Source organism: Actinoplanes sp. CA-051413 (assembly GCF_050955795.1).
In the GTDB taxonomy this organism is placed as follows: domain Bacteria; phylum Actinomycetota; class Actinomycetes; order Mycobacteriales; family Micromonosporaceae; genus Actinoplanes.
In genome coordinates, this window is record NZ_CP192100.1 from 2,162,267 (window position 1) to 2,184,974 (window position 22,708).

A 22,708-nucleotide genomic window follows, 5' to 3' on the forward strand; every position below is an offset into this window, starting at 1 on the left:
CGCTGCCGCGGTGCTCGGCAGCGGGCGCACAGGCGGACCTGGCAGGATCGGGGAGTGAACCCCAGCCAGGAGCCGGGCCCCCAGCGCTACGAGCAGGCCCCGCACTACGAGCAGGCCCCGAACTACGAGCAGGGCCAGTCGTACGAGCAGGGCCAGCCGTACTACCCGTACGGCGAGCCCGTCGACGCCATGGGCTGGGTGCCGACGCGGCCGAAGCGGCGGCCGTTACGCCGTACCGTGCTTGTCGCGGTCTCGATCACGGCCGCGATGGCCGTCGCCGGCGCCCCGCTCGGCCTGCTCTGGTCCTGGCTCGCGCCGACCATCCCGGTGATCAACGCCGGGCAGAACGGCATCGTGGTCAACGACCCGTCGCCGGAGGAGTACATCGCGGCGGACGCCTGGTTCACCCTGATCGGCTTCACCTTCGGGCTGCTCGCCGCCGTGCTGATCTGGCTGGTCCTGCGCCGCGACCGGGGCCCCGGCCTGCTGCTCGGGGTGGCCCTGGGCGGGCTGGCCAGCACGCTGGTGATGTGGCAGGCCGGCCGGCTGGTCGGGCTGGCCGCCTGGAACGACTGGCAGGACAGCTCCAGCGCCGGGCAGGCCTACGACCGGCCGCCGGACCTGCACGCGCACGGCGCGCTGCTGGTGGCCGCCTTCGCCGCGGTGATCGTGACCACGCTGCTGGCCGGCTGGTCCAACGACCCGGACCTGGAGCTGCCGGGAGCCAAGCCCGGCTACGGCCACGACCTGCCGGGCGGGCCTGGTTCGGGCGGGCACAGTGCGGGCGGGCCCGGTTCGGGTGGGTTCGGTGCGGACGGCTTCAGTTCGGACGGCTTCAGTTCGGGCTCACCGGCCGGGCCAGATCCGACAGCGGCACCGGCACCGCCCGCACCTTGGCCAGCAGACCCGCCTCGCGGTTGAGCAGCCGCAGCTCGGTGCGCAGCCGGGTGGCGGTGTCGACCGCGCCCAGCAGCTCCTGGCGCTCCTCGGTGGTGAGCTGCGCGGTCGCCGCCACCAGGTGGGAGAGCACCGTGGGGTCCTCAGGGACCTGGTCGAGCACCTCGGAGTCGGGCCGCAGCAGGTCCAGGTAGGTGCGGAAGGCGGTCAGCACCCGCGGGGCGAGCAGCGCCGACACCGGGTCGCCGCTTTCCTCGTCGGGCAGCCACTCCACCTCGGCGGTCAGGTACGGATGGGTGTCCGCCGCGATCGCGAGCACCCGGAAGCGCCGGCGGCCGACGGTGACGATGTCGAAGCGGCCGTCGGGCAGCTCGGTGACCTGGCGCAGCTCCGCCGTGCAGCCGACGCCGTAGAGCTGCTCCGGGGTGATCGCCGCCTCGTCGGCCGGGCGCTCGGCGTCACCCTCGGGGGTGGCGACCTCCCAGCCGTACCGGAGGGTGACCACACCGAACTCGTGCGGTTCGTCGTCCGTCGACGCGACGAGATCGCGCACGAGCGTTCTGTACCGCTCCTCGAAGATGTGCAAGGGCAGGACCAGGCCGGGAAAGAGCACCGTGCCCAGCGGGAAGACCGGGATAATCGCGCCCACGGAGCGAGCGTATCGGCCCGGTAGCTGTCCGCGCGCGCCCCGGTCCGGTGATCTTCATTTCGGCTCGGCGCAAAAGTGGCAAAGGCCTCCTTCCCAGTGCCTGGAATGCCGCCCGGGGGCCGGCCGCGGGGCCGCCTAGACTTGACCCGTGCTGAATCGGATCGACCTGCGCGGCTCCCGTCGGGACCCCCGCGGTCTGCTGCCCCGTGCCCAGCTCGACGTGTCCGCTGCCGTCGAGAAGATCCGCCCCGTCGTGACGGCGGTTCGCGAGCATGGGTTCTCGGCGATCCGGGAGGCCACCGAGAGATTCGACGGCGTCGTGCTCGAGCGGCTGCGGGTGCCGGTGGCCGCGATCACCGCCGCCGCCGAGGAGCTCGACCCCGACGTCCGGGCCGCCCTGCTGGTGGCCATCGAGCGCTCCCGCAAGGTGCACGGCGACCAGCGGCGCACCGACGTCACCACCCAGGTGGTGCCCGGCGGCACCGTCACCGAGCGGCACGTCCCGGTGTCCCGCGTCGGCCTCTACGTCCCCGGCGGCCTGGCCGTCTATCCGTCCACCGTGGTGATGAACGTGGTGCCCGCCCAGGTCGCCGGCGTCGAGTCGCTGGTCGTGGCCAGCCCGCCGCAGCCGGAGAACGGCGGCCTGCCCGACGCCCGGGTGCTCGCCGCGTGCGCGCTGCTCGGGGTCGAAGAGGTGTACGCCGTCGGCGGCGCCCAGGCCATCGCGATGCTCGGCTACGGCTCGGACGGCGCCGACGAGACCGACCGCTGCGAGCCCGTCGACGTGATCACCGGCCCGGGCAACATCTGGGTCACCGCGGCCAAGCGCCTGCTGCAGGGCACGGTCGGCATCGACGCCGAGGCCGGCCCGACCGAGATCGCGATCCTGGCCGACGACACGGCCTCGCCCGCGCACGTCGCGGCCGACCTGATCAGCCAGGCCGAGCACGACCCGGTCGCCGCCAGCGTGCTGGTCACCGACTCGCCGGAGCTGGCCGAGGCGGTCGAGGCGCAGCTGGCCGTGCAGGTGCCGGCGACCAAGCACGAGGCCCGGGTGCGCGAGGCGCTCGGCGGCCGCCAGTCCGGCATCGTGCTGGTCGACGACCTGGAGCAGGGCCTGCGGGTGGTGGACGCGTACGCGGCCGAGCACCTGGAGATCCAGACCCGCGACGCCCGTACGTGGGCGATGCGGGTGCGCAACGCCGGGGCCATCTTCGTCGGCGCTTACTCGCCGGTCTCGCTCGGTGACTACGCCGCCGGTTCCAACCACGTGCTGCCGACCGCCGGCTGCGCGCGGCACTCCTCCGGCCTGTCCGTGCAGTCGTTCCTGCGTGGCATCCACGTGGTCGAATACGACGAGGCGGCGCTGCGCGACGTCGCCCCGCACGTGGTGGCACTGGCCAACGCCGAGGACCTGCCGGCCCACGGTCAGGCCGTGACCGCGAGGTTCCCCTCGTGACCACGATCGACGACCTGCCGATCCGGGACGATCTGCGGGGCAGGTCGCCGTACGGGGCGCCGCAGCTCGACGTCTCCGTGCGGCTCAACACCAACGAGAACTCGTACCCGGTGCCGGACGCCGTGGTGGAGGCGATCGGCAAGGCCGTGCAGGCCGAGCTGCGTGACCTCAACCGCTACCCGGACCGGGACGCGGTCGCGCTGCGGGCCGACCTCGCCGACTACCTCGGGCATGGGCTGACCACGGCGCACGTGTGGGCGGCCAACGGCTCCAACGAGGTCCAGCAGCAGCTGCTGCAGGCGTTCGCCGGTCCGGGCCGCACCGCGCTGGGCTTCGGCCCGTCGTACTCGATGCACCCGCTGCTGGCCGCCGGCACCGGCACCCGCTGGATCGGCGCGCTGCGCGACCCCGACTTCGGGCTCACCCCGGAGTCGGCGGTCGAGCAGATCGATCGGAACGCGCCGGACCTGGTGTTCCTCTGCTCACCCAACAACCCGACCGGCACGGCCCTGGACCCGTCGGTGGTCGAGGCGGTGCTGGCCGCGGCGCCGGGCATGGTCGTCGTCGACGAGGCGTACGCGGAGTTCGCCCGGCCCGGCACGCCCAGCGCGCTCGCATCGCTGCCCGGCCACCCGCGCCTGGTCGTCACCCGCACGATGAGCAAGGCGTTCGGCTTCGCCGGCGGGCGCCTCGGTTATCTGGCCGCCGACCCGGCCGTGGTCGACGCCGTCCAGCTCGTCCGCCTGCCGTACCACCTGTCGTCGCTGACCCAGGCGGCCGCGCGGGCCGCCCTCGCGCACCGCGCCGCCCTGCTCGTCACCGTGGACGCGATCAAGGAGCAGCGCGACCGGATCGTCACCACTCTGCGGGCGCGGGGGATCCGGGTCGCCGACAGCGACGCGAACTTCGTGCTCTTCGAGGTCGGCGGCGATCAGCACGAGGCCTGGCAGCGCCTGCTGGACCGGGGTGTGCTGGTCCGCGACGTCGGCCTGGCCGGCTGGCTGCGGGTCACCGCCGGCACAGCATCCGAAACCGACGCCTTCCTGGGAGCCTTGTCGTGAGTCGCTTTGCGCGCATCGAGCGCGTCACCAATGAGACCAAGGTGCTCGTCGAGATCGACCTCGACGGCACCGGCAAGGGTGACCTGGCCACCGGCGTGGGGTTCTACGACCACATGCTCAACCAGCTGGCCAAGCACGGCGGCTTCGACCTAACCGTGCGCACCGAGGGCGACCTCGAGATCGACGCCCACCACACGATGGAGGACACGGCCATCGCGCTGGGCGACGCCTTCGCGCGGGCGCTCGGCGACAAGGCCGGCATCCGGCGGTACGGCTCGGCGACCATCCCGATGGACGAGGTGCTGGTCCGCGCGGCTGTCGACCTGTCCGGCCGGCCGTACGTGGTGCACGAGGAGCCGGAGCTGGCGCCGTACATCGGGCCGGTCTATCCGACCAGCATGACCCGGCACATCTTCGAGTCGTTCGGCCACGCCGCCAAGGTGACGCTGCACGTCAGCGTGCTGCGCGCGGCCCGGGACGGCGGCAAGGCGGACGCCCACCACGTGGTGGAGACGCAGTTCAAGGCGTTCTCGCGGGCGCTGCGCGAGGCCGTGGAGATCGACCCGCGCAACGCCGGCGCGCTGCCGTCGACGAAGGGCGTGCTGTGAGCAGCATCGTCCCGATCCTGCTGCTCGGGCTGGGCGGCATGCTCGTCGGCGGGGTGATCTCGCTGTCCCGGCAGGGCGCCACCAAGTTCAGCATCGGCCTGGTCGCCGCGCTGGCGGTGCTGGCGCTGGCCGGTGGCGTCCTCTGGCTGATCCCGGGAGACAGCTGATGAGCAATGTGGTGATCCTGGACTACGGCTCCGGAAATCTGCGGTCCGCCGAGCGGGCTGTCGCGCGTACCGGTGCCGACGTGACGGTGACCGACGACCTGGCCGCCGCGGCCGCCGCGGACGGCCTGGTCGTGCCCGGGGTGGGCGCTTACGCGGCGTGCATGGCCGGCATCGAGAAGCTCGGCGCGGGCCCGGTCATCGCCGAGCGCGTGGCCGCCGGCCGGCCGGTGCTGGGCATCTGCGTCGGCATGCAGATCCTGTTCGAGTCCGGCGTCGAGCACGGCGTCGAGACCCGGGGCCTGGGCCTGCTGCCGGGCGCGGTGACCCGGCTGGCCGCCCGGCGCATCCCGCACATGGGGTGGAACACGGTGTCCGTGCCGGACGGTTCGGTGCTGCTCGACGGGCTGTCGGCGACGACACGGTTCTACTTCGTCCACTCGTACGCGGCGTCGGACCTCGGTGCGCTGCAGGCCGTCGGTGCCCGGGTGACGACGGCCGCGCACGATCAGCCGTTCGCCGCTGTCGTGGAGCACGGCCCGCTGTCCGCCGCGCAGTTCCACCCGGAGAAGTCCTCCGACGCCGGGTACGCGCTGCTCAGCAACTGGGTGTCGGGTCTGCCCTCCGCCGCCGTACGGTGAGCAAGGATCGCGCCAGACGGCGGGCCGAGCGGCTCGCCGTCCTGGAGAAGGAGAAGGCGGTCCGGGCCCGCCGGTCCACCCGGCGGCAACGCCGCCGCGCCCTGGTGCGTTCCCTCAAGCTCAAGCGCCGCCCCAGCTCCGGCACCCTGTACCGGCGCAGCCGGGCCCAGCGCACCGGCATCGCGATCATCCCGTTGATCGCGGCGCTGGCCGTGTGGTTCCTGGTGCCGGAGCTCGCGCTGCGCCTGGTGCTCATCGCCATGATCGTCCTGGTGCTGCCGGCCCTGGTGGTCGTGGTGCTGGGCCGCCGTTTCTGACCGTTCCCGCTGTCCTTGATCGGAGTTCCGCTGTGACCCTCACCCTGCTGCCCGCTGTCGACGTCGCCGACGGTCAGGCGGTCCGCCTCGTCCAGGGCGCCGCGGGCTCGGAGACGAGCTACGGCGACCCGCTCGAGGCGGCGCTCGCCTGGCAGAACGACGGCGCGGAGTGGGTGCACCTGGTCGACCTCGACGCCGCGTTCGGCCGGGGCTCGAACGCCGCGCAGCTGGCCGACGTGATCAGCCGGCTCGACGTGAAGGTGGAGCTCTCCGGCGGCATCCGCGACGACGCGTCGCTGCGGGCGGCCCTGGCCACCGGCGCGGCCCGGGTCAACATCGGCACGGCGGCGCTGGAGGACCCGGAGTGGTGCGACCGGATCTGCGCCGAGTACGGCGACCGGGTGGCGATCGGGCTCGACGTGCGCGGCCGTACCCTGGCGGCCCGGGGCTGGACCCGCGAGGGCGGCGACCTCTTCGAGATCCTCGAGCGCCTGGACAAGGCGGGCGCGGCCCGGTACGTGGTCACGGACATCACCAAGGACGGCACGATGCGCGGCCCGAACCTGGACCTGCTGCGCGAGGTGTGCGCCCGGACCGACAAGCCGGTGATCGCCAGCGGCGGCGTGTCCACCCTGGACGACCTGCGCGCCCTGGCCACGCTGGAGCCGATCGGGGTCGAGGGCGTGATCGCGGGCAAGGCGCTCTACGCGGGCGCGTTCACGGTCCGCGAGGCGATCGAGGCGCTGGCCTCCGCATGATCACCCGTTTCGGCTCGGGCGGTCCGTGGGAGGAGCGCTACGGCTACTCCCGCGTGGTGCGAGCCGGCAACCTGCTGGTCACCGCCGGCTGCACGGCCACGGTGGACGGGGTCGTGACGGGGATCGGCGATCCGCGGGCGCAGGCGCTGACCGCGTTCGGGATCGCGCTGGACGCGCTGGCCGGGGCGGGTGCGGGGATCGAGAGCGTGATCCGCACCCGGATGTACGTGACCGACGCGGCGTACTCGGACGCGGTGGCGGGGGCGCACGGGTCGCTGTTCGCGGCGGTACGGCCGGTGGCGACGCTGGTCGTGGTGGCCGGGCTGCTTGATCCCCAGCACCTGGTGGAAGTCGAGGTCGAGGCGTACGTCTGATCCGGGTCAGTCGATCCGGAAGACCGCCACCTGGTCGGCGATCGCCTCGAACTGGTCGGAGTCGGCCTGGTCGACCAGCCCCAGCCGCACGTAGAAGGTCACCCCGCCCGGCACTTCGCGGGGGAACGCCCGCAGCACCGCGCGGGCCTCCGCCGGGTCAGTGACCTCGGTCAGTGTCACCGGCGTGCGGTGGCGTCCCGCGGCCAGCTCACCGCGGCCGGCGGCTCGGATGTTGCGGGCCCAGTCGCTCTGCGGCAGCGCCGAGACCACATAGCGCCGGCCGTCCACGGTCAGCGGGGAGACCGGGGTGGGACGCGGCTCGCCGCTGCGCCGCCCCGGCACGACAAGCACCCGGACCGTGCCCAGTGGCAGGCCGAGCCGGGACATCAGCCGGACGACCCGGTTGGCGAACGGGAGCCAGGACGGCAGGCTGCCGGTGGACCGGTCCATGACTATCCCTTCGATGATCGAAGCTTTCCGGTCGACGGTAGACTCCTTCGAGTGTCGAAGCAACTGAGCGCGGAACCGCGCGACGAGGCGGCCCGGGCCGCGGCGGCCTTCGGGGCCGCGGCCGACGTGGTCGACGAGGCGGCGGCTGCCACCTTCGGAGTGAACCGCACCGATCTGCGCATCCTCGGCCTGGTCCACACCGTCGGCGCCATGTCCGCGACGGTGCTGGCCGGGGCGGCCAACCTCAGCCCGGCCGCGACCACCACGGCGATCCAGCGGCTGGCCGCGGCGGGTCACCTGACCCGTACGGTGGACGAGAACGACCGGCGGCGAGCCGTGGTGGCGCTGACCCCGCACGCCGAGGAGCTGATCAGTCGCGTCTACGGTCCGGTCGAGCGGGCCGGGCGCCGGGTGCTGGCCGCGTACTCCCCGGAAGAGCTCGCCCTGATCACCGGCTTCCTGCACCGCGGCATCGACATGCAGCTCGCCGAGGCCGACCGGATCCGCAAGATGACCGCCTAGCGCGCCGTCTCGTGGCGGCGCCACGCCTCGCGCAGGACCGCGACAGCGGCCGGCACCGCGGGCCGGGCCGCCGAGGCCTCCCGCCAGGCCACCACCACCCGCCGGGTCGGCACCGGCCGCACCGGCACCACCCGCACCCCGGCCGGCAGCGGCGGCCGGGCCAGTCGCGGGACGACCGCGATCCCGAGCCCCGCCGCGATCAGGGTCAGCTGCGTCTCGAACTCACCCACGTGGAAGTCCGGCCGCACTCCCGGCACCACCCGGATCAGCCACTCGTGACAGATGTCCCCGGCCTTCGCCGCGATCCACCGCTCGTCGCGCAACTGCGCCAGCCGCACCTCGCGACCCGCCGCGAACCGGTGGCCGTCCGGCACGACCAGATCGCCCACGTCCCGGCCGAGCTCCAGATGCGTGACCCCGGGCGGATAGCGCAGCGCCACCTCCGGCCAGTCGTCCAGCACCGCCAGATCCACGTGCCCGCGCCGCAGCATGTCCAGACCCTCGTGCGGGCTGACCTCCACCAGGCCCGTCGTCAGCTGCGGGTGCTCGGTGGCCAGGCGGTGCAACGCGTACGGCAGCAGCGCCCGGCACGCCGTCGCGAAAGCCGCCACCTCCAGCCGGCCGATGACCGTGTCCCGATGGGCCGCCAGCGCCGCCTCGGCCTCGTCGACGCTGGCCAGCACCCGCTCGGCGTGACCGGCCAGCACCCGCCCGGCCTCGGTCAGCCGCAGCCGGCGGCCGTCCTTCTCCACCAGGGTGGCCCCGGTCTCGCGTTCCAGCTTGGCGAGTTGCTGCGACACGGCCGACGGCGTGCAGTGCAGCGCCTCCCCGGCCGCCAGCACCGTCCCGTAGCTGGCCACGGCGTGCAGGGCGCGGAGCCGACCCAGATCGATCATGTAGTCACGCTACATCGTCGCTGTAGCACTATTCGCTGGTGCTTCAGCATCACCGGCGGCGACGCTGAGACCGTGAAACCGCGTGACATCGCCCTCGCCGTGGCCGTGGCCGCCGCCTGGGGCGTCAACTTCGTCGTGATCGACATCGGCCTGGACCACTTCCCGCCCCTGCTGTTCTCGGCGCTACGGTTCCTGCTGGCCGCGTTCCCTGCGGTCCTGTTCGCCGGGCGCCCACCGACCCGCTGGCGCTGGGTGATCGCGGTCGCCCTCACCCTCGGGGTGGTGAAGTTCTCCCTGCTCTTCGCCGGAATGGCCGCCGGCATGCCGGCCGGCCTCAGCTCCCTGGTCCTGCAGAGCCAGGCGGTGTTCACGACGGTCTTCGCGGTGCTGCTGCTGCGCGAACGCCCCGGCCGGCGCCGCGTCGCCGGGCTGGCGGTCGCGGCACTCGGCATCGGCGTCGTCGCGGTCCGGCTCGGCGCGGACGGACTGCCGGCCGGAGCATTCGGCCTGGTCCTGGGCGCGGCGGTGGCCTGGGGGCTGTCCAACGTGGCCACCCGGCAGGCGGCACCGACCGACACGCTGCGCTTCATGATCTGGGTCAGCGCGGTGGCGACCCTCCCGCTGGCGGCGCTCTCGCTGATCATCGAAGGCCCGGCCACGGACCTGGCCGCGCTGCGCGCGAGCAACATCCCCGCGGTCGGCGCGCTGCTGTACGTCGCGCTGATCTCGACCCTGGCCGGCTTCGGCGCCTGGGGCGCCCTGATCAGACGGTACGGCGCATCGGCCGTCGCCCCGTTCTCGATGCTGGTGCCGATCTTCGGCATCGCCTCGGCCGCACTGCTGCTGGACGAGACGGTGCACGCGACGGACGTGGCCGGCGGAGTGCTCGTGATCGGCGGCGTCCTGATCGGGGTACTGGGCCCGGCCCGGCCTGTGGATACTCCCGAACCGGCGGGCCGGCCGCTCGATAGGGTTGGGGCATGACGGTGGCGGTGCGGGTGATTCCCTGTCTCGACGTGGACGCGGGACGGGTGGTCAAAGGAGTCAACTTCGTCGACCTGCGCGACGCGGGCGACCCGGTGGAGCTGGCCGCGGCCTACGACGCCGCCGGAGCCGACGAGCTGACCTTCCTGGACGTGACGGCGTCATCCGACGACCGCGGCACCATGCTCGACGTGGTCCGGCGCACGGCGGAATCGGTCTTCATCCCGCTGACGGTCGGCGGCGGCGTCCGCTCGGTCGACAACGTCGACACGCTGCTGCGCGCCGGGGCCGACAAGGTCGGTGTGAACACGGCAGCGATCCACCGGCCGGAGCTGATCGCGGAGATCGCGGACCGCTTCGGCAATCAGGTGCTGGTGCTGTCCCTCGACGTACGCCGGCTGCCGTCGGGGCCGACACCGGAGCACCCCAGCGGCTGGGAAGTGACGACGCACGGCGGTCGCAAGAGCGCCGGGCTCGACGCGGTGGAGTGGGCGCGGCGGGCAGCCGAGCTGGGCGCGGGGGAGATCCTGCTCAACTCGATGGACGCGGACGGGACGAAGGCCGGGTTCGACCTGGAGTTGATCGCGGCGGTTCGGGCGGTGGTCGACATTCCGGTGATCGCCAGTGGTGGGGCGGGGGCGGTGGGGCACTTTCCGCCGGCGGTGGCGGCGGGGGCGGATGCGGTGCTGGCGGCCAGTGTCTTCCACTTCGGAGAGTTGACCATCGGTGAGGTCAAGGAGAGTCTGCGGGCGGCGGGCAACCCGGTCCGCTGAGCGACGGGTTGTCGCGCGGTCCGGTGGCTCGGTCCGGCCTTGCGATTGGGTCGGCGCGGGTCAGCGGCCGTCGGCCAGGCGCAGGGAGTATTCGCGGACGGCCGCGTTGTAGGTGCGCTCGTCGAGCTTCCAGTCGGATTCGCCCGGGGTGGCCGCCCGGTTCAGCTGCGTCTGCAGCGTCACGACCGCCGACGACAGACCGCTGAACGGTCTGGTGCGCCACAGCTGCTCGCCCGCCGGTGCCACCTCGACCAGGTCGTCGTCCACCGTGAGCAGGCCGGCCCCGGCCAGGCGGCGCACGGAATCCTCCAGCTCGGACCGGCTGGGCACGCTGTGGTGCAGGAAGTCGGCCGCGGCCAGCACGTCAGCCAGGCTCGCGCCGGTCACCGGGAGCGCCGCGTGCAGTGCCCGGTCGCGCTCCAGGCGCTCGGCGATGACCGCGGACACGAAGATCCAAGCGTCGTTCCAGTGCCAGTCGCCAGCCCCCATGTCGCCATGATGCCGTGCGCCCGCCGAACCGGAAAGCGATTGTGTCGCGATGATCACCAAGCTGTGTCCGCCCGCCCGGACATATCGCCCGCTTCGCCGACCCCGCGAGTGGCGCGATCAGAACAGCGCCACCGCGAGGCCGTGTCCGGCATCGGCCGCGACCGATGCCGTGACCGCCCAGGACCGCTGCGCTGCGCGCAGCTCGGTGTCAGGCCGCCACGGCCGGCGCGATCTGAGGCGCGCCCGGCTGCGGTTCCCCCTCTGTCGCCACGGCCGGATCGTCGGCCGTCGCCGGCACGGCGAAGACCGGCATGAACAGCTGCACCAGCGGCCCGATGCCCAGCGCGTACGCCACCGTCCCGAACCCGATCGTGCCGCCCAGCAGCACCCCCACGCCCAGGACCAGCACCTCGATGCTCGTCCGGACCACCCGGATGGACAGCCGCGGCCACCGGTTGACGATCCCGGTCATCAGCCCGTCGCGCGGCCCCGGCCCGAACCGGGCACCGATGTACATCGCCGTCGCGACCCCGTTCAGCGCGATCCCCACCACCAGGTACGTGATCCGCATCGCCATCGATCCGCCCGGGGTAAGCACCGCCAGGGCGCCGTCGGCCGCGAAGCCGATGACCACCAGGTTGGCGATCGTGCCGAAGCCGGGGCGCTGCCGCAGCGGGATCCACAGGAGCAGGACCGGGATGCCGGTCAGCAGCACCACCCAGCCGAAGCTGACCCCGGTGGCCTTCGACACACCCTGGTGGAAAACGTCCCACGGGTTCAGGCCGAGGTCGCTCTCCACCATGAAAGCCATGCTTATGCCGTACAGGACCAGGCCCGCGAAGAGCTGGGTCACGCGGCGGGGCAGGCGGGCGCCGGCGGGAACGAGGTTGCTCAGACGACTCATAAGTGCCACTCTGAAGGCCAATTAGCGGCGATCAAAGAGCCAATTTGTCGGAGGTGGCCATGACGACGTCGGTTCGCGGGGGCCAATTGGCTCGGTTGCTCGGTCAGTGGCACTCCTTGCCGGGGCGGCATCGCAGTCCTGACTATGCCGCGCTGGCCGGGGCGATCCGGGGATTGCTCACGGACAGCCGGTTGCCGCTGGGCGTTCGGCTCCCCGCCGAACGCGAGCTCGCCGAGGCGCTGGGCATCAGCCGGACGACGGTCACTGCCGCGTACCGCTCGCTCCGGGAGACCGGCCATCTGACCAGCCGGCGCGGCGCCGGCAGCTGGACCACCCTGCCCAACGGCCATCGCGTCGCGTCCTCGGGCCTGTGGACCCCGGACGACGACATGGACATGATCGACCTCGGCGTGGCCGCCTCGGCCGCGCCCGTCGAGCTCGTGCCCGCCGCGCGGGCCGCCGCCGAAGACCTGCCGCGTTTCCTCGGCAGCGCCGGCTACCACCCGACCGGCCTGATGGAGCTGCGCGAGGCGGTCGCGGCCGGCTACACCGCCCGCGGCGTGCCGACCAGCCCGGAGCAGATCCTGATCACCAGCGGTACGCAGCACGCCCTCGACCTGGTGCTGCGCCTGTCCGTCCCGGCCGGCGCGACGGTGCTGGTCGAGTCGCCGACGTACCCGAACGCCCTGGCCGCTCTCTCCGCCCGCCGCGCCCGGATCAACACGCACGGCCTCGACGCGGCCGCCGCCGGCTGGGACGGCGAGATGCTGCTCGGGGCGCTGCGCCAGACCCGGCCCCGGCTGACGTACGTGATCCCGGAATTCCAGAACCCGACCGGCCACCTCATGCCCGCCGAACTCCGCGAACGTCTGGTCGCCGCGGCCCACGCCGCCGGCACCGAGCTGGTCGTCGACGAGTCCTTCGTGGACCTGCCGCTGGACGGCACCCCGGTCCCGCCGCCGGTCGCCGTCTTCGACCGGCACTCCCGGGTCGTCTCGATCGGCGGCATGAGCAAGGCCTACTGGGGTGGCCTGCGGATCGGCTGGGTCCGCGCGTCCGCGCCGCTGGTGCAACGCCTCGCCGCCCTGCGCGTCGGCGTCGACATGGCCAGCCCGGTCCTCGAACAACTGGTCGCGTGCCACCTGCTGCGGGACGCGGAGAGCATCGTCGCTGCCCGCCGCGCGGAGCTCTCGTCCCGGCGGGATGCCCTGGTCGCGGCGCTGGGCGAGTATCTGCCGGAGTGGCGCTTCACGGTGCCGGCGGGCGGGGTGATGCTGTGGGCGGAGCTGGACGGGCCGATCTCCAGCGCGCTGGCCCGGGCAGCCGAGGACGTCGGCGTACGGCTCGCGCCCGGACCCCGGTTCGGCCTGGACGGCACCCTCGAACGTTTCATCCGGCTGCCGTTCGCCCTGCCCGCCGACGACCTGCGGGAAGCGGTCCGCCGGATCGCCTCGGTCCGCCACGACCTGGACCGCGCCGCCCGCCCGGCCTGGCGCACACCCGCCGTCATCGCCTGACCCGCCGGAAACGCCGGCCCGCCGGAAACGCCGGCCCGCCGGAAACGCCGGCCCGCCGGAAACGCCGGCCCGCCGGAAACGCCGGCCCGCCGGAAACGCCGGCCCGCCGGAAACGCCGGCCCGCCGGAAACGCCGGCCCGCCGGAAACGCCGGCCCGCCGGAAACGCCGGCCGGGCGGATGGCCGAACGCCGCGTCAGCCGCCGAGGACGCTCACCTCCATGCCGCCCAGATCCGCCGGGTCGGCGATCTGCTCGATCCCGGTGATCCGCCCATCGACAACGGTGAAGGCGAACGCCACCCGCACCGTCCCACCCGGCGCCCAGACCAGCCCAGCCTCCCCGTCCAGCAGAGCCGTCTCCGCACGCTGCGCCCGCCCCGAAAACGTCTCAGCCACCTCCGCAGCACCGCGAAGCAGCGAGCTGGCCCCGTACCGGACCGCCGCCGCGTCCGCACGAAGCTCCACCTCCGGGTCCAGCAGAGCGAGCAGCGCGGCGAAGTCGCCGCCGCGGGAGGCGGCCAGAAAAGCCTCGACCACGGTACGGCTACGAGCCCGATCCTCCTCCGCCGAACGCCCCTGCCCCTGCACCTTGCGCCGGGCCCGGCTGGCCAGTTGCCGGGCGGCCGCCGGTGAGCACCCGGCGATCTCGGCGATCTGCGGGAACGGCACCGCGAACATGTCGTGCAGCACGAACGCCAGCCGTTCCCCGGGCGCAAGGGTGTCGAGCACGACCAGCAGCGCCGGGCCCATCGCGTCCGCCAGCAGCGCCTCGCTCTCCGGGTGGGCGTCCTCGGCCGCCGGCGCCTCCGGGACTTCCTTGCTGTCCTCGCGCCGGGCGGCCCGCGAGCGCAGCATGTCCAGGCACACCCGGGAGACCACGGTGGTGAGCCAGCCGGTCAGGTTGCCGACGTCGGACGTGTCGCTGCGGCTGAGGCGCAGCCAGGCTTCCTGCACCGCGTCGTCGGCCTCGCCGGCCGAGCCGAGCATCCGCTGCGCCACCGCCCGCAGGTGGGGCCGGTCGGTTTCGAAGCGCCGGGCCAGCTGGTCCAGGTCGCTCATTTGTCACACCTCCGCGTCGGCATCCGTCATCACCATGACGGGCCGTGGTGGTCCGTTGTGACGCTCACGGAAGGACCATTGTCATGACGACGTCCGGCATCGGCACCATTGTCATCCCGGTCAGCGATCTCACCGCGGCGAAGGCGGTCTACGGCGCTCTGCTCGGCGTGGCCCCGGATGTGGACCAGCCCTACTATGTCGGCTACACCGCCGGTGGTCAGCACATCGGCCTCGACCCGAACGGCAGCACCGGCCCGGTGATGTACTGGCACGTGACGGACATCAGGACGGCCCTGCAGGGCCTGCTGGCGGCGGGGGCCGAGCAAGTGCAGGAGGTCAAGGACGTGGGCGACGGCAAGCTGATCGCGACGGTACGCGACAAGGACGGCACCGTCCTGGGCCTCCTCCAGCCGGCATGACACAACCGGAACCGCGCCCGCCGGCGATCCGCAGAGCAGACGTCCTCGCCAAACTGACCGCCCCGGTCGCCGACGCCTGGGTTGCGACCGGCACCGCGGACGGGCCGTACCTGGTGCCGCTCACCCTGGCCTGGCTGCGCGAGCGGATCGTCCTGGCCACCGACGGCAGGTCCCGCACGGCGACGAACATCGCGGCAACCGGCGCGGCCCGGCTGGCCCTGGGCGCGACCCGGGACGTCGTGATGATCGATGCGGTGCTGGAGGAGACCTTCCCGGTGGCGCAGGCGCCCTCCTGGGTGGCGGACGGCTACGCGACCGGCACCGACTGGGATCCGCGTACGGCCGGCGGCACCTACCTTTATCTGATCCTGCGCCCGGACCGCATCCAGGCCTGGCGTGAGGAGAACGAACTCAAGGACCGCACCCTGATGCGCGACGGCACCTGGCTGAGCTGACCAGTAGAAGGCGCGAGCGCCGCGATCAGAGATCGATCGCGGCGCCCGGTCCTGCATGGTTCAGGGCTACATCTGTACGAGCGTCCCGGCGTACATCTTGTCGATCTGCTCGGCGAAGTTGGTCTCCACGCTGCGCCGCTTGATCTTCATCGACGGGGTGATCTCGCCCTGCTCGATGCTCAGGTCGCGGGGCAGGATGGCGAACTTCTTGATGGTCTCCCACCGGTTGAGCTTGCCGTTGAGCTCCTCGATGTAGCCCGCGATCAGCGCTTCGGTCTCGGCCGCGGTCACGATCTCGCGGTAGCTCTTGCCGGCCAGCGGGCCACCCGCCGCCCAGCCCGCGATCGCTTCCTCGTCCAGCGAGATCAGCATCGTCACGTAGTTGCGGGCCTGGCCCACCACGACCGCCTGCGACGTGTACGGGCAGACCGCCTTGAACATGCCCTCGATCGCCGACGGGGCGATGTACTTGCCGCCGGAGGTCTTGACCAGGTCCTTCTTGCGGTCGGTGATCTTGAGATAGCCGTCGCTGTCCAGCTCGCCGATGTCACCGGTACGGAAGAAGCCGTCCTCGGTGAACGACTCCTCGGTCTCCTTGGGCAGATTGTGGTAGCCGCGCATGACCGGGGCGCCGCGCAGCAGGATCTCGCCGTCGCTGTCGATGCGGCACTCCAGGTCGCCCAGCGGCTGGCCGACCGTACCGATCCTGAGCTTGCCCATCCGGTTGACGAAGTTGGCCGCGCTCGACTCGGTCAGGCCGTAGCCCTCCATGATGGGCAGATTGGCCGCCGCGAAGAACTCCGCGATGTCGTGGCTCAGCGGGGCGGAGCCGGAGACCAGCACCCGCAGCCGGCCGCCGAGGCGCTGCTGCAGCTTGCTGAACACCAGCTTCTCGGCCACCGCGTACTTGGCCTTCAGCACCCCGCCGACCGGCTTACCGGCCTGCTCCAGGGCGACCTTCTGCTTGCCCACGCCGACCGCCCAGCCGAAGATCTTGGCCTTGGCGCCGCCGGCACTCAGCGCGGTCGTCACCGTCTTGTTGTAGACCTTCTCGAAGATCCGGGGCGCTGCGCACATCAGCGTCGGCTGCACCACGGCGAGCATGTCGACCAGCTTGTCGACCCGCCCGTCGACGTACGTCGGCACGCCCACGTGCAGGATGCCGCAGAGCAGGGTCTTGCCGAACGAGTGCGACAGTGGCAGCCACAGATACTGCAGGTCGGTCGACTCGAACAGGCCCAGGTCCGCCTGCGCCACGCCCTCCCAGGTCCAGCCGCGGTGCAGCAGCTGCACACCCTTGGGCCGGCCGGTCGTGCCGGAGGTGTAGATCAGGGTGGCCACGTTGTCGGGGCCGACGCCCTCGACGATCCGGTCCACCAGGTCGGGCTGCTCGGCGAGCGCCGCCCGGCCGCGCTCCTCCAGCTCGGCCAGGGTGAGCTGCGGCGGCGTGGCGTTGGCGTCGGCCAGGCCGTCGATCAGCACCACGTGGGTGACCGAGGTGTCCGCGCCGGCCAGCTTCAGGGCCTGCTGCGGGTTCTCGGCCACCAGCACCTTGGAACCGGAGTCGGCCACGATGTAGGCCGCGTCCTCGGGCTCGGTGGTGGGGTAGACCGTGGTGGTCGCCGCGCCGGCGCAGTTGATGCCGAGGTCGACCAGGACCCATTCGAGCCGGGTGCCGGACAGGATCGAGACCCGGTCCTCCAGGCCCACGCCGAGCCCGGCCAGCCCGGCGGCGATCGCCGTGGCCCGCTCGCCGACCTGGGACCAGGTCAGCCAGCTGATCGCGGTGTCGTTCGCCGTCGGTACGGCGAATGCCTGACCGTTCGGGGTCGCCCGCACACGTTGCAGGAACATGTCCGGGATTGACCGGTAGGGAACCTCGAGAGCCATCGGGCGCCGCCTCTTTGCGTCTATGGGGGATTACGTGACAGCCGTGTTACCGCAGAGTATTGCCCGGGCGTCGCGAGGGCCAGAGTGCGGTGGGTGGACCTGCACAGGTGATCCTAACCGGGTCGCCGCCCGAGGTCTTTCAGCAATGGCGGTATGGCCCTTTCGATATAGAGGAATGTCGACGTCCTGCCCCTAATCTCAGCTCAACGGACCGGGTGGGCCACAAACCCAGGACACGGGTTCGCAGGCGCGAGAGAGGAAAAGCATGGCGATTCGACGCCCCCGAAGCGGCCGGTTCCTGGCCGTGAGTTTGCTCGTCGTGGCAACGACGACCGTCGCGACGGTGACCCCGGCGACGGCAGCCCCCGCCACCGGGCAGATCCGGCTCGCCGGCACCGCCGACGCGGTGGCCGGCAGCTACATCGTGGTTCTCAAGGACAGCGTGGTCGCGAAGACCAACCGCGTGGCGGCCGTCGGCGACAAGTCGTCGAGCCTGGCCCGCGGCTACGGCGCGGAGGTCCGCCGCACGTTCGGCGCGGCGCTCAACGGTTTCGAGGCCGGGATGAGCGAGGCCGCGGCGAAGCGGCTGGCCGCCGACCCGAGCGTCGCCTACGTCGAGCAGAACCAGCGGGTCTCGCTGCTCACCACGCAGACCGGCGCCACCTGGGGCATCGACCGCATCGACCAGAAGGCCCGGCCGCTGAGCACGACGTACACGTACGACACCACGGCGAGCAACGTGACGGCGTACATCATCGACACCGGCATCAAGTACACCCACAACGACTTCGGGGGCCGGGCCCGGGTGGGCTACGACGCCGTCGGTTCCGGCGGGGTGGACTGCAACGGCCACGGCACGCACGTCGCCGGTACGGTCGGCGGCGCCACGTACGGCGTCGCGAAGGCTGTCAAGCTCGTCGGCGTCCGGGTGCTCAACTGCTCCGGCAGCGGCACCAACGCCGGGGTCATCGCCGGCGTCAACTGGGTCACCCAGAACGCCGTCAAGCCGGCCGTGGCCAACATGAGCCTCGGCGGCGGCGTCAGCACCGCGCTCGACAACGCGGTGGCCAACTCGATCAGCTCGGGTGTCACGTACGCGCTGGCGGCCGGCAACTCGACCGCGAACGCCTGCAACTCCTCGCCGTCGCGGGTCGCCTCGGCCATCACCGTCGGTGCCACCACGAGCACCGACGCCCGCGCCTCGTACTCGAACTACGGCACCTGCCTGGACATCTTCGCGCCGGGCTCGGCCATCACCTCGGACTGGTACAGCAGCAACACCGCGACCAACTCGATCAGCGGCACGTCGATGGCCTCGCCGCACGTGGCCGGGGCCGCGGCCCTGGTGCTCGCGGTCAACCAGTCGTTCACCCCGGCCCAGGTGCGCGACACCCTGGTCAACAAGGCCACCCCCAACGTGGTGACCAGCCCGGGCACCGGCTCGCCGAACCGCCTGCTCTACGTCGGCCCCTGAGTCCCGCGCAACGCGACGGAGCCCCGGACCGCCAGGTCCGGGGCTCCGCTCTTCCTGCGGTACAGCGTCAGTCGTCCGAGCCGTCGTCGTCGGAGTCGTCATCCGAGTCGTCGTCTGAGTCCGGCCCGTCGTTGTCGGTCTCGTTCTCGTGCCGCAGCACCTCGCCGGTGGCGCGGTCCACGTCGATGTCGTGCTCGACCGTGCCGGCCTGGACCTCGATGTCCCACACCGCGCGGCCGTGCTCGGTCTCCCGCTCGCTGTCGGTGACCTGGCCACCTCCGGCCGCCTTGATCGCGATCTCCTTGGCGGCGTCCAGGCTGACGGCATCGGCGGCCGCGGGCGCCGAGGAAGCCGACGAGGACGGGTCCGCCGAGGACGGGACCGACGAGGAAGGTGCGGGGGAGTCGGTGGAGGCCGAGGGCGCCGGCGCGGCGAGAACCGCCGGGCCCGACGTGTCGTCACTGCCCGCCGCCATCGCCGTGCCGCCGAGAGCGAGCGCGGCCACCGCGCCGGCGGCGAGGGCGGATGCGGTACGAAGCCTGATCATGAAAACCTCCGGTGTCGTGAACGGAACACCGACAGGTTCGCGCCCGGCGCGCTATGGCCGCGCTGTGCGATCGCTAAGACCGGGTTAAGGCCGTTCAGAGCCGGTAGACGGAGACGTGGTCGGTGCTCGTCGCGTCGAACGGGCGGCGGTGCCAGTCGGCGTAGCGGGCCTCGAGGTGCAGGCCGGCCTGGGCGGCGAGCCGGTCGATCTGCTCCGGCCACAGGTAGCGCATCCCGAACGGCTGCAGGTGTACGCCGCCCGGGGTGAAGCTCACGTTCTGGCGGATGTACGTCTGCGCGGCCCGGTCGTAGCGGTGCAGCCGCAGCGAGGCCTCGTCCTCGGTCACCGAGCGGACCTGCGGGTGCTGCTCGTCGCGTTCGAAGTCGGCCGGGTTCGGCACGAAGGCCTCGATGACGAACGCGCCGCCGGGGGTCAGCACCCGGGCGACGTTGCGGAAGCAGGCCGCCTGCCGGTCGGCGTCGACCAGGTTGAACAGAGTGTTGAAGACCAGGTAGGCCAGCGGGAACCGGCCCCGTACGGCGACGTCGGCCATGTCGCCGATGACCACTGGCAGGTCCGCGCCGCCGGGCTTGGCGCGCAGCTTGGCCACCATCTCGGGTGAGCCCTCGACCCCCTCGACGCGCAGGCCGCGGGCTGCCAGCGGCAGGGCCACCCGGCCGGTGCCGATGGCGAGCTCCAGCACCGGGCCGCCGTCGGCGATCCCGGCGAGGAAATCCACGGCCGCGGCCGGGTCGGGGTTGCTCGTCGCGTCGTACGCGGCGGCCCACTGGCGCCCGAACAGGCCGGGGTCATCGAACATCGACATGCCCGTCAGGACAACAGAGGATCAATCGGGCGGCAAGCGCTTTACCGAAGCCAGTTCCAGCCGGACCCGCGCGCCGCCGCCCGGGGCGGTCCCCACCTGCAGGGTGCCGCCACCGGCTTCGGCGGCCCGGCGGGCGATGTCCAGCCCCAGCCCGGTCGAGCCGCTGCCCGACGAACCGCGGCGCAGCGCCTCGGCCGGGAAGCCCGGGCCGGAGTCGTCGACGGTCAGCACCGCTCCGCCGCCCGGGCGTTCGGTCAGCGACACGGCCAGGGCGGTGCCGTCCGGGGTGTGCGCGAAGACGTTGCCGAGCAGGGCGTCCAGCGCCGCTGCCAGGTCGTCGGCCGGCAGTGCCACCGGCAGAGGTGCGGACGGGAGCTCACGCCGTACCTCTCGATCTGTGTCCTCGGCCAGCACCGTCCAGAAGGCGACCCGGTCCGCGACCACCGCGGTGGCGTCGGCCGCGGCCGCGCGGTCGCCGCCGCGCCGGCGGGCCTGCTGGATCACCGCCGTGACCGCCCGCTCGATGCTGTCCGCGGCCGCCGAGACCCGCGCGGCCTCCTCCTCGTCGCGCAGCGACTCCGCCTCCAGCCGCAGCGCTGTCAGCGGCGTGCGCAGCCGGTGCGACAGGTCGGCGACCTGCTCGCGTTCCTCGCGCAGCAGGTCCTGGATGCGCCCGGCGAGATGGTTCAGCGCGACGGCGACCTCGCGCACCTCGCGCGGGCCGGACGGGCTGGCCCGCGCGGTCAGCTCGGCCCGGGCCAGCCGGTGCGAGACCGCGGACAGGTCGGCGATCGGCGCCACGATGCTGCGGGCCAGCCGGTCGGCCACCACCAGCCCGAGCAGCACCAGGGCCAGGCCGAGCCCGGCCAGCACCAGCCAGGACCGGGCCACCCCGCTGGTGAGCTCCCCGGCCGGGACCACGGTCCGCAACACGTACGTCGCGTCGCCGCTGAGCACCGGCACCACGATCTCCCGGCCGGCGTCGGTGTCCACGGTGAAGGACCGGCCGTTGGCCTGGGCCAGCCGCACGGCCGGGGTGCGGTCGGCGGCCGTGCCCAGCACCGGGCCGTCCGGCGGGAAGACGCTGACCGGCAGCGGCAACCCTTGCACGGTCAGGGCCAGCGACCCGTTATCGCTGGTGCCGATCTGCGGCACGATCGTCTGGAGCACGTCGTTGGCCCGGCTGATCGCCCGGTCCTCGGTCACCTGCCGGATCAGCAGCGCGAGCGGCACCAGGAACGCGAGGAGCACCAGGCAAGTGGTGGCCGCGACCAGCAGAGTCAGCCGCCGTCTCATGCCGGACCGCTCAGCCGGACTCCCACCCCGCGGACCGTGTGCAGGTAGCGCGGCTCCTGGGCGGTCTCACCGAGCTTGCGGCGCAGCCACGACAGGTGCACGTCGACCGTCTTGTCGGCGCCGCCGTACGGGACCTGCCACACCTCGCTGAGCAGTTCCCGCTTGCTCACCACCTGCCCGGCCCGGGTCGCCAGGTGGTGCAGCAGGTCGAACTCGCGCGGCGTCAGGTCCAGGTCGGCACCGTCCAGGGTGGCCGTGCGCGCGCCCGCGTCGATGCGCAGCCCGCCGACGGCCAGCGCCACCGGTTCGGCGCCGGTCACCCCGCCGCGGCGCAGCACCGCGCGCACCCGGGCGTCGAGCTGCGCCGCGGTGAACGGCTTGACGATGTAGTCGTCGGCGCCCGCGTCCAGCACCCGGACGATCTCCTCCTCGTCGTCACGGGCGGTCGCCACGATGACCGGCATCGCGCTGACCGCGCGTAGCATCCGCAGCAGCTCCCGGCCGTCCAGATCGGGCAGCCCGAGGTCGAGCACGACCAGGTCGGGCCGCTCGGCCAGGGCGGTGCGCAGGCCGTCCATCGCGGTGTGCGAGGCGGCCACGGCATGGCCGCGCTCGCGCAGCGCACGGAGCAGAGTGGTACGGATCGCCGAGTCGTCCTCGATCAGCAGGAGGTGGGCCACGCTGCACGGTAACCCGGCACCCCGGGCGCGACGACGCTCTTAACCGTCCCTTAGCGTCCCTGCGGGCCCGGCTTAGGGTGGTGCCCGGCATAGTCGGTCAGGTGAATCGTCGAATGCTGCTGGTGACCGCCGGCTGGCTCGGCGCGGCGGTGCTCGCCGTGCTGGTCGGTCTCGCGGCGGTCAGTGTCATCGGTAACGGGCTGACCACGCCGGAGACCCGCCCGCTGAGCGCGGCCGAGGTGGCCGACGAACTGGCCCGCCAGGTCGCCGTGTCACCGTCGGCCTCGCAGGGGTCCGGCAGCCGCCCGCCGGTCACGCCGTCGGCGTCCGCCGCCCCACCCACCCAGACTTTCCCGACCCGGGCGGGCACGGTCGTCGGTCGCTGCGTGGGCTCCCGTCCGGAGGTGGTCAGCATGTCGCCGCGGCAGGGCTACGAGCTGCACGAACAGGACCGCGGCCTGCAGGACGACGACGCCGAGGGCGAGTTCCGCGCCCAGGGCGGCGGCAAGGACCGGGTGAAGTTCGAGATCGTCTGCCGGGCGGGCATCCCGGCCCTGGTCGCCGACGACTGAGGAGCTTTCGCCACCCGGGAGTAGCCGG

At 72.8% G+C, this 22,708-nt stretch carries 28 protein-coding genes; 17 read left to right on the plus strand and 11 right to left on the minus strand.

The genetic code is table 11. The features are described from left to right. Positions 1-54 precede the first annotated feature (54 nt). The gene (locus ACQP2Y_RS10310; RefSeq protein ID WP_433726707.1) at positions 55-921 is read left to right on the plus strand and encodes a hypothetical protein; all 867 of its coding nucleotides are present in this window, start codon (positions 55-57) and stop codon (positions 919-921) included. Here the strand turns inward: ACQP2Y_RS10310 and ACQP2Y_RS10315 are convergent. Then, positions 836-1,546: an LON peptidase substrate-binding domain-containing protein gene (locus ACQP2Y_RS10315; RefSeq protein ID WP_433726709.1), complete on the minus strand. Its 711-nt coding sequence runs from the start codon at positions 1,544-1,546 to the stop codon at positions 836-838. The two genes, ACQP2Y_RS10310 and ACQP2Y_RS10315, sit on opposite strands and share 86 nt — an antisense overlap. 148 nt (positions 1,547-1,694) lie before the next feature. On the opposite strand from ACQP2Y_RS10315, the gene hisD reads away from it, so the two are divergent. Genes hisD through ACQP2Y_RS10355 form a run of 8 tightly spaced genes read left to right on the plus strand, consistent with a single transcriptional unit; the run spans position 1,695 to position 6,928 of the window. Next, positions 1,695-3,005 (plus strand): histidinol dehydrogenase, encoded by a 1,311-nt coding sequence (gene hisD, locus ACQP2Y_RS10320; RefSeq protein WP_433726711.1) that lies wholly within the window; start codon positions 1,695-1,697, stop codon positions 3,003-3,005. Continuing rightward, positions 3,002-4,066, plus strand: a complete 1,065-nt coding sequence (locus ACQP2Y_RS10325) for a histidinol-phosphate transaminase (RefSeq protein ID WP_433726713.1) — start codon at positions 3,002-3,004, stop codon at positions 4,064-4,066. Before hisD ends, ACQP2Y_RS10325 begins: the two co-directional genes overlap by 4 nt. After that, positions 4,063-4,674 (plus strand): imidazoleglycerol-phosphate dehydratase HisB, encoded by a 612-nt coding sequence (gene hisB / locus ACQP2Y_RS10330; RefSeq protein WP_433726715.1) that lies wholly within the window; start codon positions 4,063-4,065, stop codon positions 4,672-4,674. Before ACQP2Y_RS10325 ends, hisB begins: the two co-directional genes overlap by 4 nt. Beyond that, the gene (locus tag ACQP2Y_RS10335) at positions 4,671-4,841 is read left to right on the plus strand and encodes a hypothetical protein (protein ID WP_360547969.1); all 171 of its coding nucleotides are present in this window, start codon (positions 4,671-4,673) and stop codon (positions 4,839-4,841) included. Before hisB ends, ACQP2Y_RS10335 begins: the two co-directional genes overlap by 4 nt. Continuing rightward, entirely contained in the window at positions 4,841-5,479 is a 639-nt protein-coding gene (gene hisH / locus ACQP2Y_RS10340; RefSeq protein WP_433726718.1) for an imidazole glycerol phosphate synthase subunit HisH, read from the plus strand. Before ACQP2Y_RS10335 ends, hisH begins: the two co-directional genes overlap by 1 nt. Next, positions 5,476-5,796, plus strand: a complete 321-nt coding sequence (locus tag ACQP2Y_RS10345; RefSeq protein WP_433726720.1) for a hypothetical protein — start codon at positions 5,476-5,478, stop codon at positions 5,794-5,796. The genes hisH and ACQP2Y_RS10345 overlap by 4 nt, the downstream gene beginning before the upstream one ends. Before the next feature lie 32 nt (positions 5,797-5,828). Next, positions 5,829-6,554: a bifunctional 1-(5-phosphoribosyl)-5-((5-phosphoribosylamino)methylideneamino)imidazole-4-carboxamide isomerase/phosphoribosylanthranilate isomerase PriA gene (gene priA, locus ACQP2Y_RS10350; RefSeq protein ID WP_433726722.1), complete on the plus strand. Its 726-nt coding sequence runs from the start codon at positions 5,829-5,831 to the stop codon at positions 6,552-6,554. Continuing rightward, positions 6,551-6,928, plus strand: coding sequence for a Rid family hydrolase (locus tag ACQP2Y_RS10355; protein WP_360547961.1), 378 nt, complete (start codon positions 6,551-6,553; stop codon positions 6,926-6,928). Before priA ends, ACQP2Y_RS10355 begins: the two co-directional genes overlap by 4 nt. A gap of 6 nt (positions 6,929-6,934) precedes the next feature. On the opposite strand, the gene ACQP2Y_RS10360 is transcribed toward ACQP2Y_RS10355, so the two are convergent. After that, positions 6,935-7,378, minus strand: coding sequence for a nitroreductase family deazaflavin-dependent oxidoreductase (locus ACQP2Y_RS10360; protein WP_433726725.1), 444 nt, complete (start codon positions 7,376-7,378; stop codon positions 6,935-6,937). Positions 7,379-7,429: 51 nt separating this feature from the next. Here ACQP2Y_RS10360 and ACQP2Y_RS10365 point away from each other — a divergent pair, with 51 nt between their 5' ends. Beyond that, positions 7,430-7,900: a MarR family winged helix-turn-helix transcriptional regulator gene (locus ACQP2Y_RS10365; protein ID WP_433726727.1), complete on the plus strand. Its 471-nt coding sequence runs from the start codon at positions 7,430-7,432 to the stop codon at positions 7,898-7,900. Here the strand turns inward: ACQP2Y_RS10365 and ACQP2Y_RS10370 are convergent. Next, the gene (locus ACQP2Y_RS10370) at positions 7,897-8,796 is read right to left on the minus strand and encodes a LysR substrate-binding domain-containing protein (protein WP_433726729.1); all 900 of its coding nucleotides are present in this window, start codon (positions 8,794-8,796) and stop codon (positions 7,897-7,899) included. The two genes, ACQP2Y_RS10365 and ACQP2Y_RS10370, sit on opposite strands and share 4 nt — an antisense overlap. A 72-nt stretch (positions 8,797-8,868) precedes the next feature. Here ACQP2Y_RS10370 and ACQP2Y_RS10375 point away from each other — a divergent pair, with 72 nt between their 5' ends. Continuing rightward, entirely contained in the window at positions 8,869-9,780 is a 912-nt protein-coding gene (locus ACQP2Y_RS10375) for an EamA family transporter (RefSeq protein WP_433726731.1), read from the plus strand. Continuing rightward, a complete protein-coding gene (hisF, locus tag ACQP2Y_RS10380; RefSeq protein WP_360825925.1) occupies positions 9,777-10,553 on the plus strand; it encodes an imidazole glycerol phosphate synthase subunit HisF in 777 nt (258 codons plus the stop codon). Before ACQP2Y_RS10375 ends, hisF begins: the two co-directional genes overlap by 4 nt. A 60-nt stretch (positions 10,554-10,613) precedes the next feature. On the opposite strand, the gene ACQP2Y_RS10385 is transcribed toward hisF, so the two are convergent. Then, positions 10,614-11,042 (minus strand): hypothetical protein, encoded by a 429-nt coding sequence (locus ACQP2Y_RS10385; RefSeq protein WP_360547949.1) that lies wholly within the window; start codon positions 11,040-11,042, stop codon positions 10,614-10,616. A 208-nt stretch (positions 11,043-11,250) separates the two neighbouring features. Then, positions 11,251-11,946, minus strand: coding sequence for a YczE/YyaS/YitT family protein (locus ACQP2Y_RS10390; RefSeq protein WP_433726733.1), 696 nt, complete (start codon positions 11,944-11,946; stop codon positions 11,251-11,253). 59 nt (positions 11,947-12,005) lie between these two features. Here ACQP2Y_RS10390 and ACQP2Y_RS10395 point away from each other — a divergent pair, with 59 nt between their 5' ends. Next, a complete protein-coding gene (locus ACQP2Y_RS10395; protein WP_433726735.1) occupies positions 12,006-13,463 on the plus strand; it encodes a PLP-dependent aminotransferase family protein in 1,458 nt (485 codons plus the stop codon). A gap of 194 nt (positions 13,464-13,657) precedes the next feature. Here ACQP2Y_RS10395 and ACQP2Y_RS10400 read toward each other — a convergent pair whose 3' ends face one another. Next, on the minus strand, positions 13,658-14,521 hold the full coding sequence (locus ACQP2Y_RS10400; RefSeq protein WP_433726737.1) for a sigma-70 family RNA polymerase sigma factor: 864 nt from the start codon (positions 14,519-14,521) through the stop codon (positions 13,658-13,660). 83 nt (positions 14,522-14,604) lie between these two features. On the opposite strand from ACQP2Y_RS10400, the gene ACQP2Y_RS10405 reads away from it, so the two are divergent. After that, on the plus strand, positions 14,605-14,940 hold the full coding sequence (locus ACQP2Y_RS10405; protein ID WP_433726739.1) for a VOC family protein: 336 nt from the start codon (positions 14,605-14,607) through the stop codon (positions 14,938-14,940). Beyond that, the gene (locus ACQP2Y_RS10410; protein ID WP_433726741.1) at positions 14,937-15,395 is read left to right on the plus strand and encodes a pyridoxamine 5'-phosphate oxidase family protein; all 459 of its coding nucleotides are present in this window, start codon (positions 14,937-14,939) and stop codon (positions 15,393-15,395) included. The genes ACQP2Y_RS10405 and ACQP2Y_RS10410 overlap by 4 nt, the downstream gene beginning before the upstream one ends. A gap of 66 nt (positions 15,396-15,461) precedes the next feature. Here ACQP2Y_RS10410 and ACQP2Y_RS10415 read toward each other — a convergent pair whose 3' ends face one another. Continuing rightward, a complete protein-coding gene (locus tag ACQP2Y_RS10415) occupies positions 15,462-17,285 on the minus strand; it encodes an AMP-dependent synthetase/ligase (RefSeq protein ID WP_433726743.1) in 1,824 nt (607 codons plus the stop codon). 319 nt (positions 17,286-17,604) lie between these two features. Between ACQP2Y_RS10415 and ACQP2Y_RS10420 the strand changes: the two genes are divergently transcribed. After that, a complete protein-coding gene (locus ACQP2Y_RS10420; RefSeq protein WP_433726745.1) occupies positions 17,605-18,759 on the plus strand; it encodes a S8 family peptidase in 1,155 nt (384 codons plus the stop codon). A 67-nt stretch (positions 18,760-18,826) separates the two neighbouring features. On the opposite strand, the gene ACQP2Y_RS10425 is transcribed toward ACQP2Y_RS10420, so the two are convergent. The 4 genes from ACQP2Y_RS10425 to ACQP2Y_RS10440 all read right to left on the minus strand — a co-directional run bounded on the left by ACQP2Y_RS10425 (position 18,827) and on the right by ACQP2Y_RS10440 (position 22,108). Further along, on the minus strand, positions 18,827-19,306 hold the full coding sequence (locus tag ACQP2Y_RS10425) for a PepSY domain-containing protein (RefSeq protein WP_433726747.1): 480 nt from the start codon (positions 19,304-19,306) through the stop codon (positions 18,827-18,829). A 94-nt stretch (positions 19,307-19,400) separates the two neighbouring features. Continuing rightward, positions 19,401-20,132, minus strand: a complete 732-nt coding sequence (locus ACQP2Y_RS10430; protein ID WP_433726749.1) for a class I SAM-dependent methyltransferase — start codon at positions 20,130-20,132, stop codon at positions 19,401-19,403. Between the two features lie 21 nt (positions 20,133-20,153). Then, positions 20,154-21,428: a sensor histidine kinase gene (locus ACQP2Y_RS10435; RefSeq protein ID WP_433726751.1), complete on the minus strand. Its 1,275-nt coding sequence runs from the start codon at positions 21,426-21,428 to the stop codon at positions 20,154-20,156. Continuing rightward, positions 21,425-22,108 (minus strand): response regulator transcription factor, encoded by a 684-nt coding sequence (locus ACQP2Y_RS10440; protein WP_433726753.1) that lies wholly within the window; start codon positions 22,106-22,108, stop codon positions 21,425-21,427. The genes ACQP2Y_RS10435 and ACQP2Y_RS10440 overlap by 4 nt, the downstream gene beginning before the upstream one ends. Before the next feature lie 101 nt (positions 22,109-22,209). Here ACQP2Y_RS10440 and ACQP2Y_RS10445 point away from each other — a divergent pair, with 101 nt between their 5' ends. Beyond that, entirely contained in the window at positions 22,210-22,680 is a 471-nt protein-coding gene (locus tag ACQP2Y_RS10445) for a hypothetical protein (RefSeq protein WP_433726755.1), read from the plus strand. The last annotated feature ends 28 nt before the right edge of the window (positions 22,681-22,708 follow it).

Excerpts from the sequence above, each read along its gene's own strand:
- hisH (WP_433726718.1), top strand. The coding sequence starts at position 4,841 with ATGAGCAATGTGGTGATCCTGGACTACGGCTCCGGAAATCTGCGGTCC.
- ACQP2Y_RS10355 (WP_360547961.1), top strand. The coding sequence starts at position 6,551 with ATGATCACCCGTTTCGGCTCGGGCGGTCCGTGGGAGGAGCGCTACGGC.
- ACQP2Y_RS10360 (WP_433726725.1), bottom strand. The coding sequence starts at position 7,378 with ATGGACCGGTCCACCGGCAGCCTGCCGTCCTGGCTCCCGTTCGCCAAC.
- ACQP2Y_RS10370 (WP_433726729.1), bottom strand. The coding sequence starts at position 8,796 with ATGATCGATCTGGGTCGGCTCCGCGCCCTGCACGCCGTGGCCAGCTAC.
- hisF (WP_360825925.1), top strand. The coding sequence starts at position 9,777 with ATGACGGTGGCGGTGCGGGTGATTCCCTGTCTCGACGTGGACGCGGGA.
- ACQP2Y_RS10385 (WP_360547949.1), bottom strand. The coding sequence starts at position 11,042 with ATGGGGGCTGGCGACTGGCACTGGAACGACGCTTGGATCTTCGTGTCC.
- ACQP2Y_RS10390 (WP_433726733.1), bottom strand. The coding sequence starts at position 11,946 with ATGAGTCGTCTGAGCAACCTCGTTCCCGCCGGCGCCCGCCTGCCCCGC.
- ACQP2Y_RS10395 (WP_433726735.1), top strand. The coding sequence starts at position 12,006 with ATGACGACGTCGGTTCGCGGGGGCCAATTGGCTCGGTTGCTCGGTCAG.
- ACQP2Y_RS10400 (WP_433726737.1), bottom strand. The coding sequence starts at position 14,521 with ATGAGCGACCTGGACCAGCTGGCCCGGCGCTTCGAAACCGACCGGCCC.
- ACQP2Y_RS10405 (WP_433726739.1), top strand. The coding sequence starts at position 14,605 with ATGACGACGTCCGGCATCGGCACCATTGTCATCCCGGTCAGCGATCTC.
- ACQP2Y_RS10410 (WP_433726741.1), top strand. The coding sequence starts at position 14,937 with ATGACACAACCGGAACCGCGCCCGCCGGCGATCCGCAGAGCAGACGTC.
- ACQP2Y_RS10415 (WP_433726743.1), bottom strand. The coding sequence starts at position 17,285 with ATGGCTCTCGAGGTTCCCTACCGGTCAATCCCGGACATGTTCCTGCAA.
- ACQP2Y_RS10425 (WP_433726747.1), bottom strand. The coding sequence starts at position 19,306 with ATGATCAGGCTTCGTACCGCATCCGCCCTCGCCGCCGGCGCGGTGGCC.
- ACQP2Y_RS10430 (WP_433726749.1), bottom strand. The coding sequence starts at position 20,132 with ATGTCGATGTTCGATGACCCCGGCCTGTTCGGGCGCCAGTGGGCCGCC.
- ACQP2Y_RS10435 (WP_433726751.1), bottom strand. The coding sequence starts at position 21,428 with ATGAGACGGCGGCTGACTCTGCTGGTCGCGGCCACCACTTGCCTGGTG.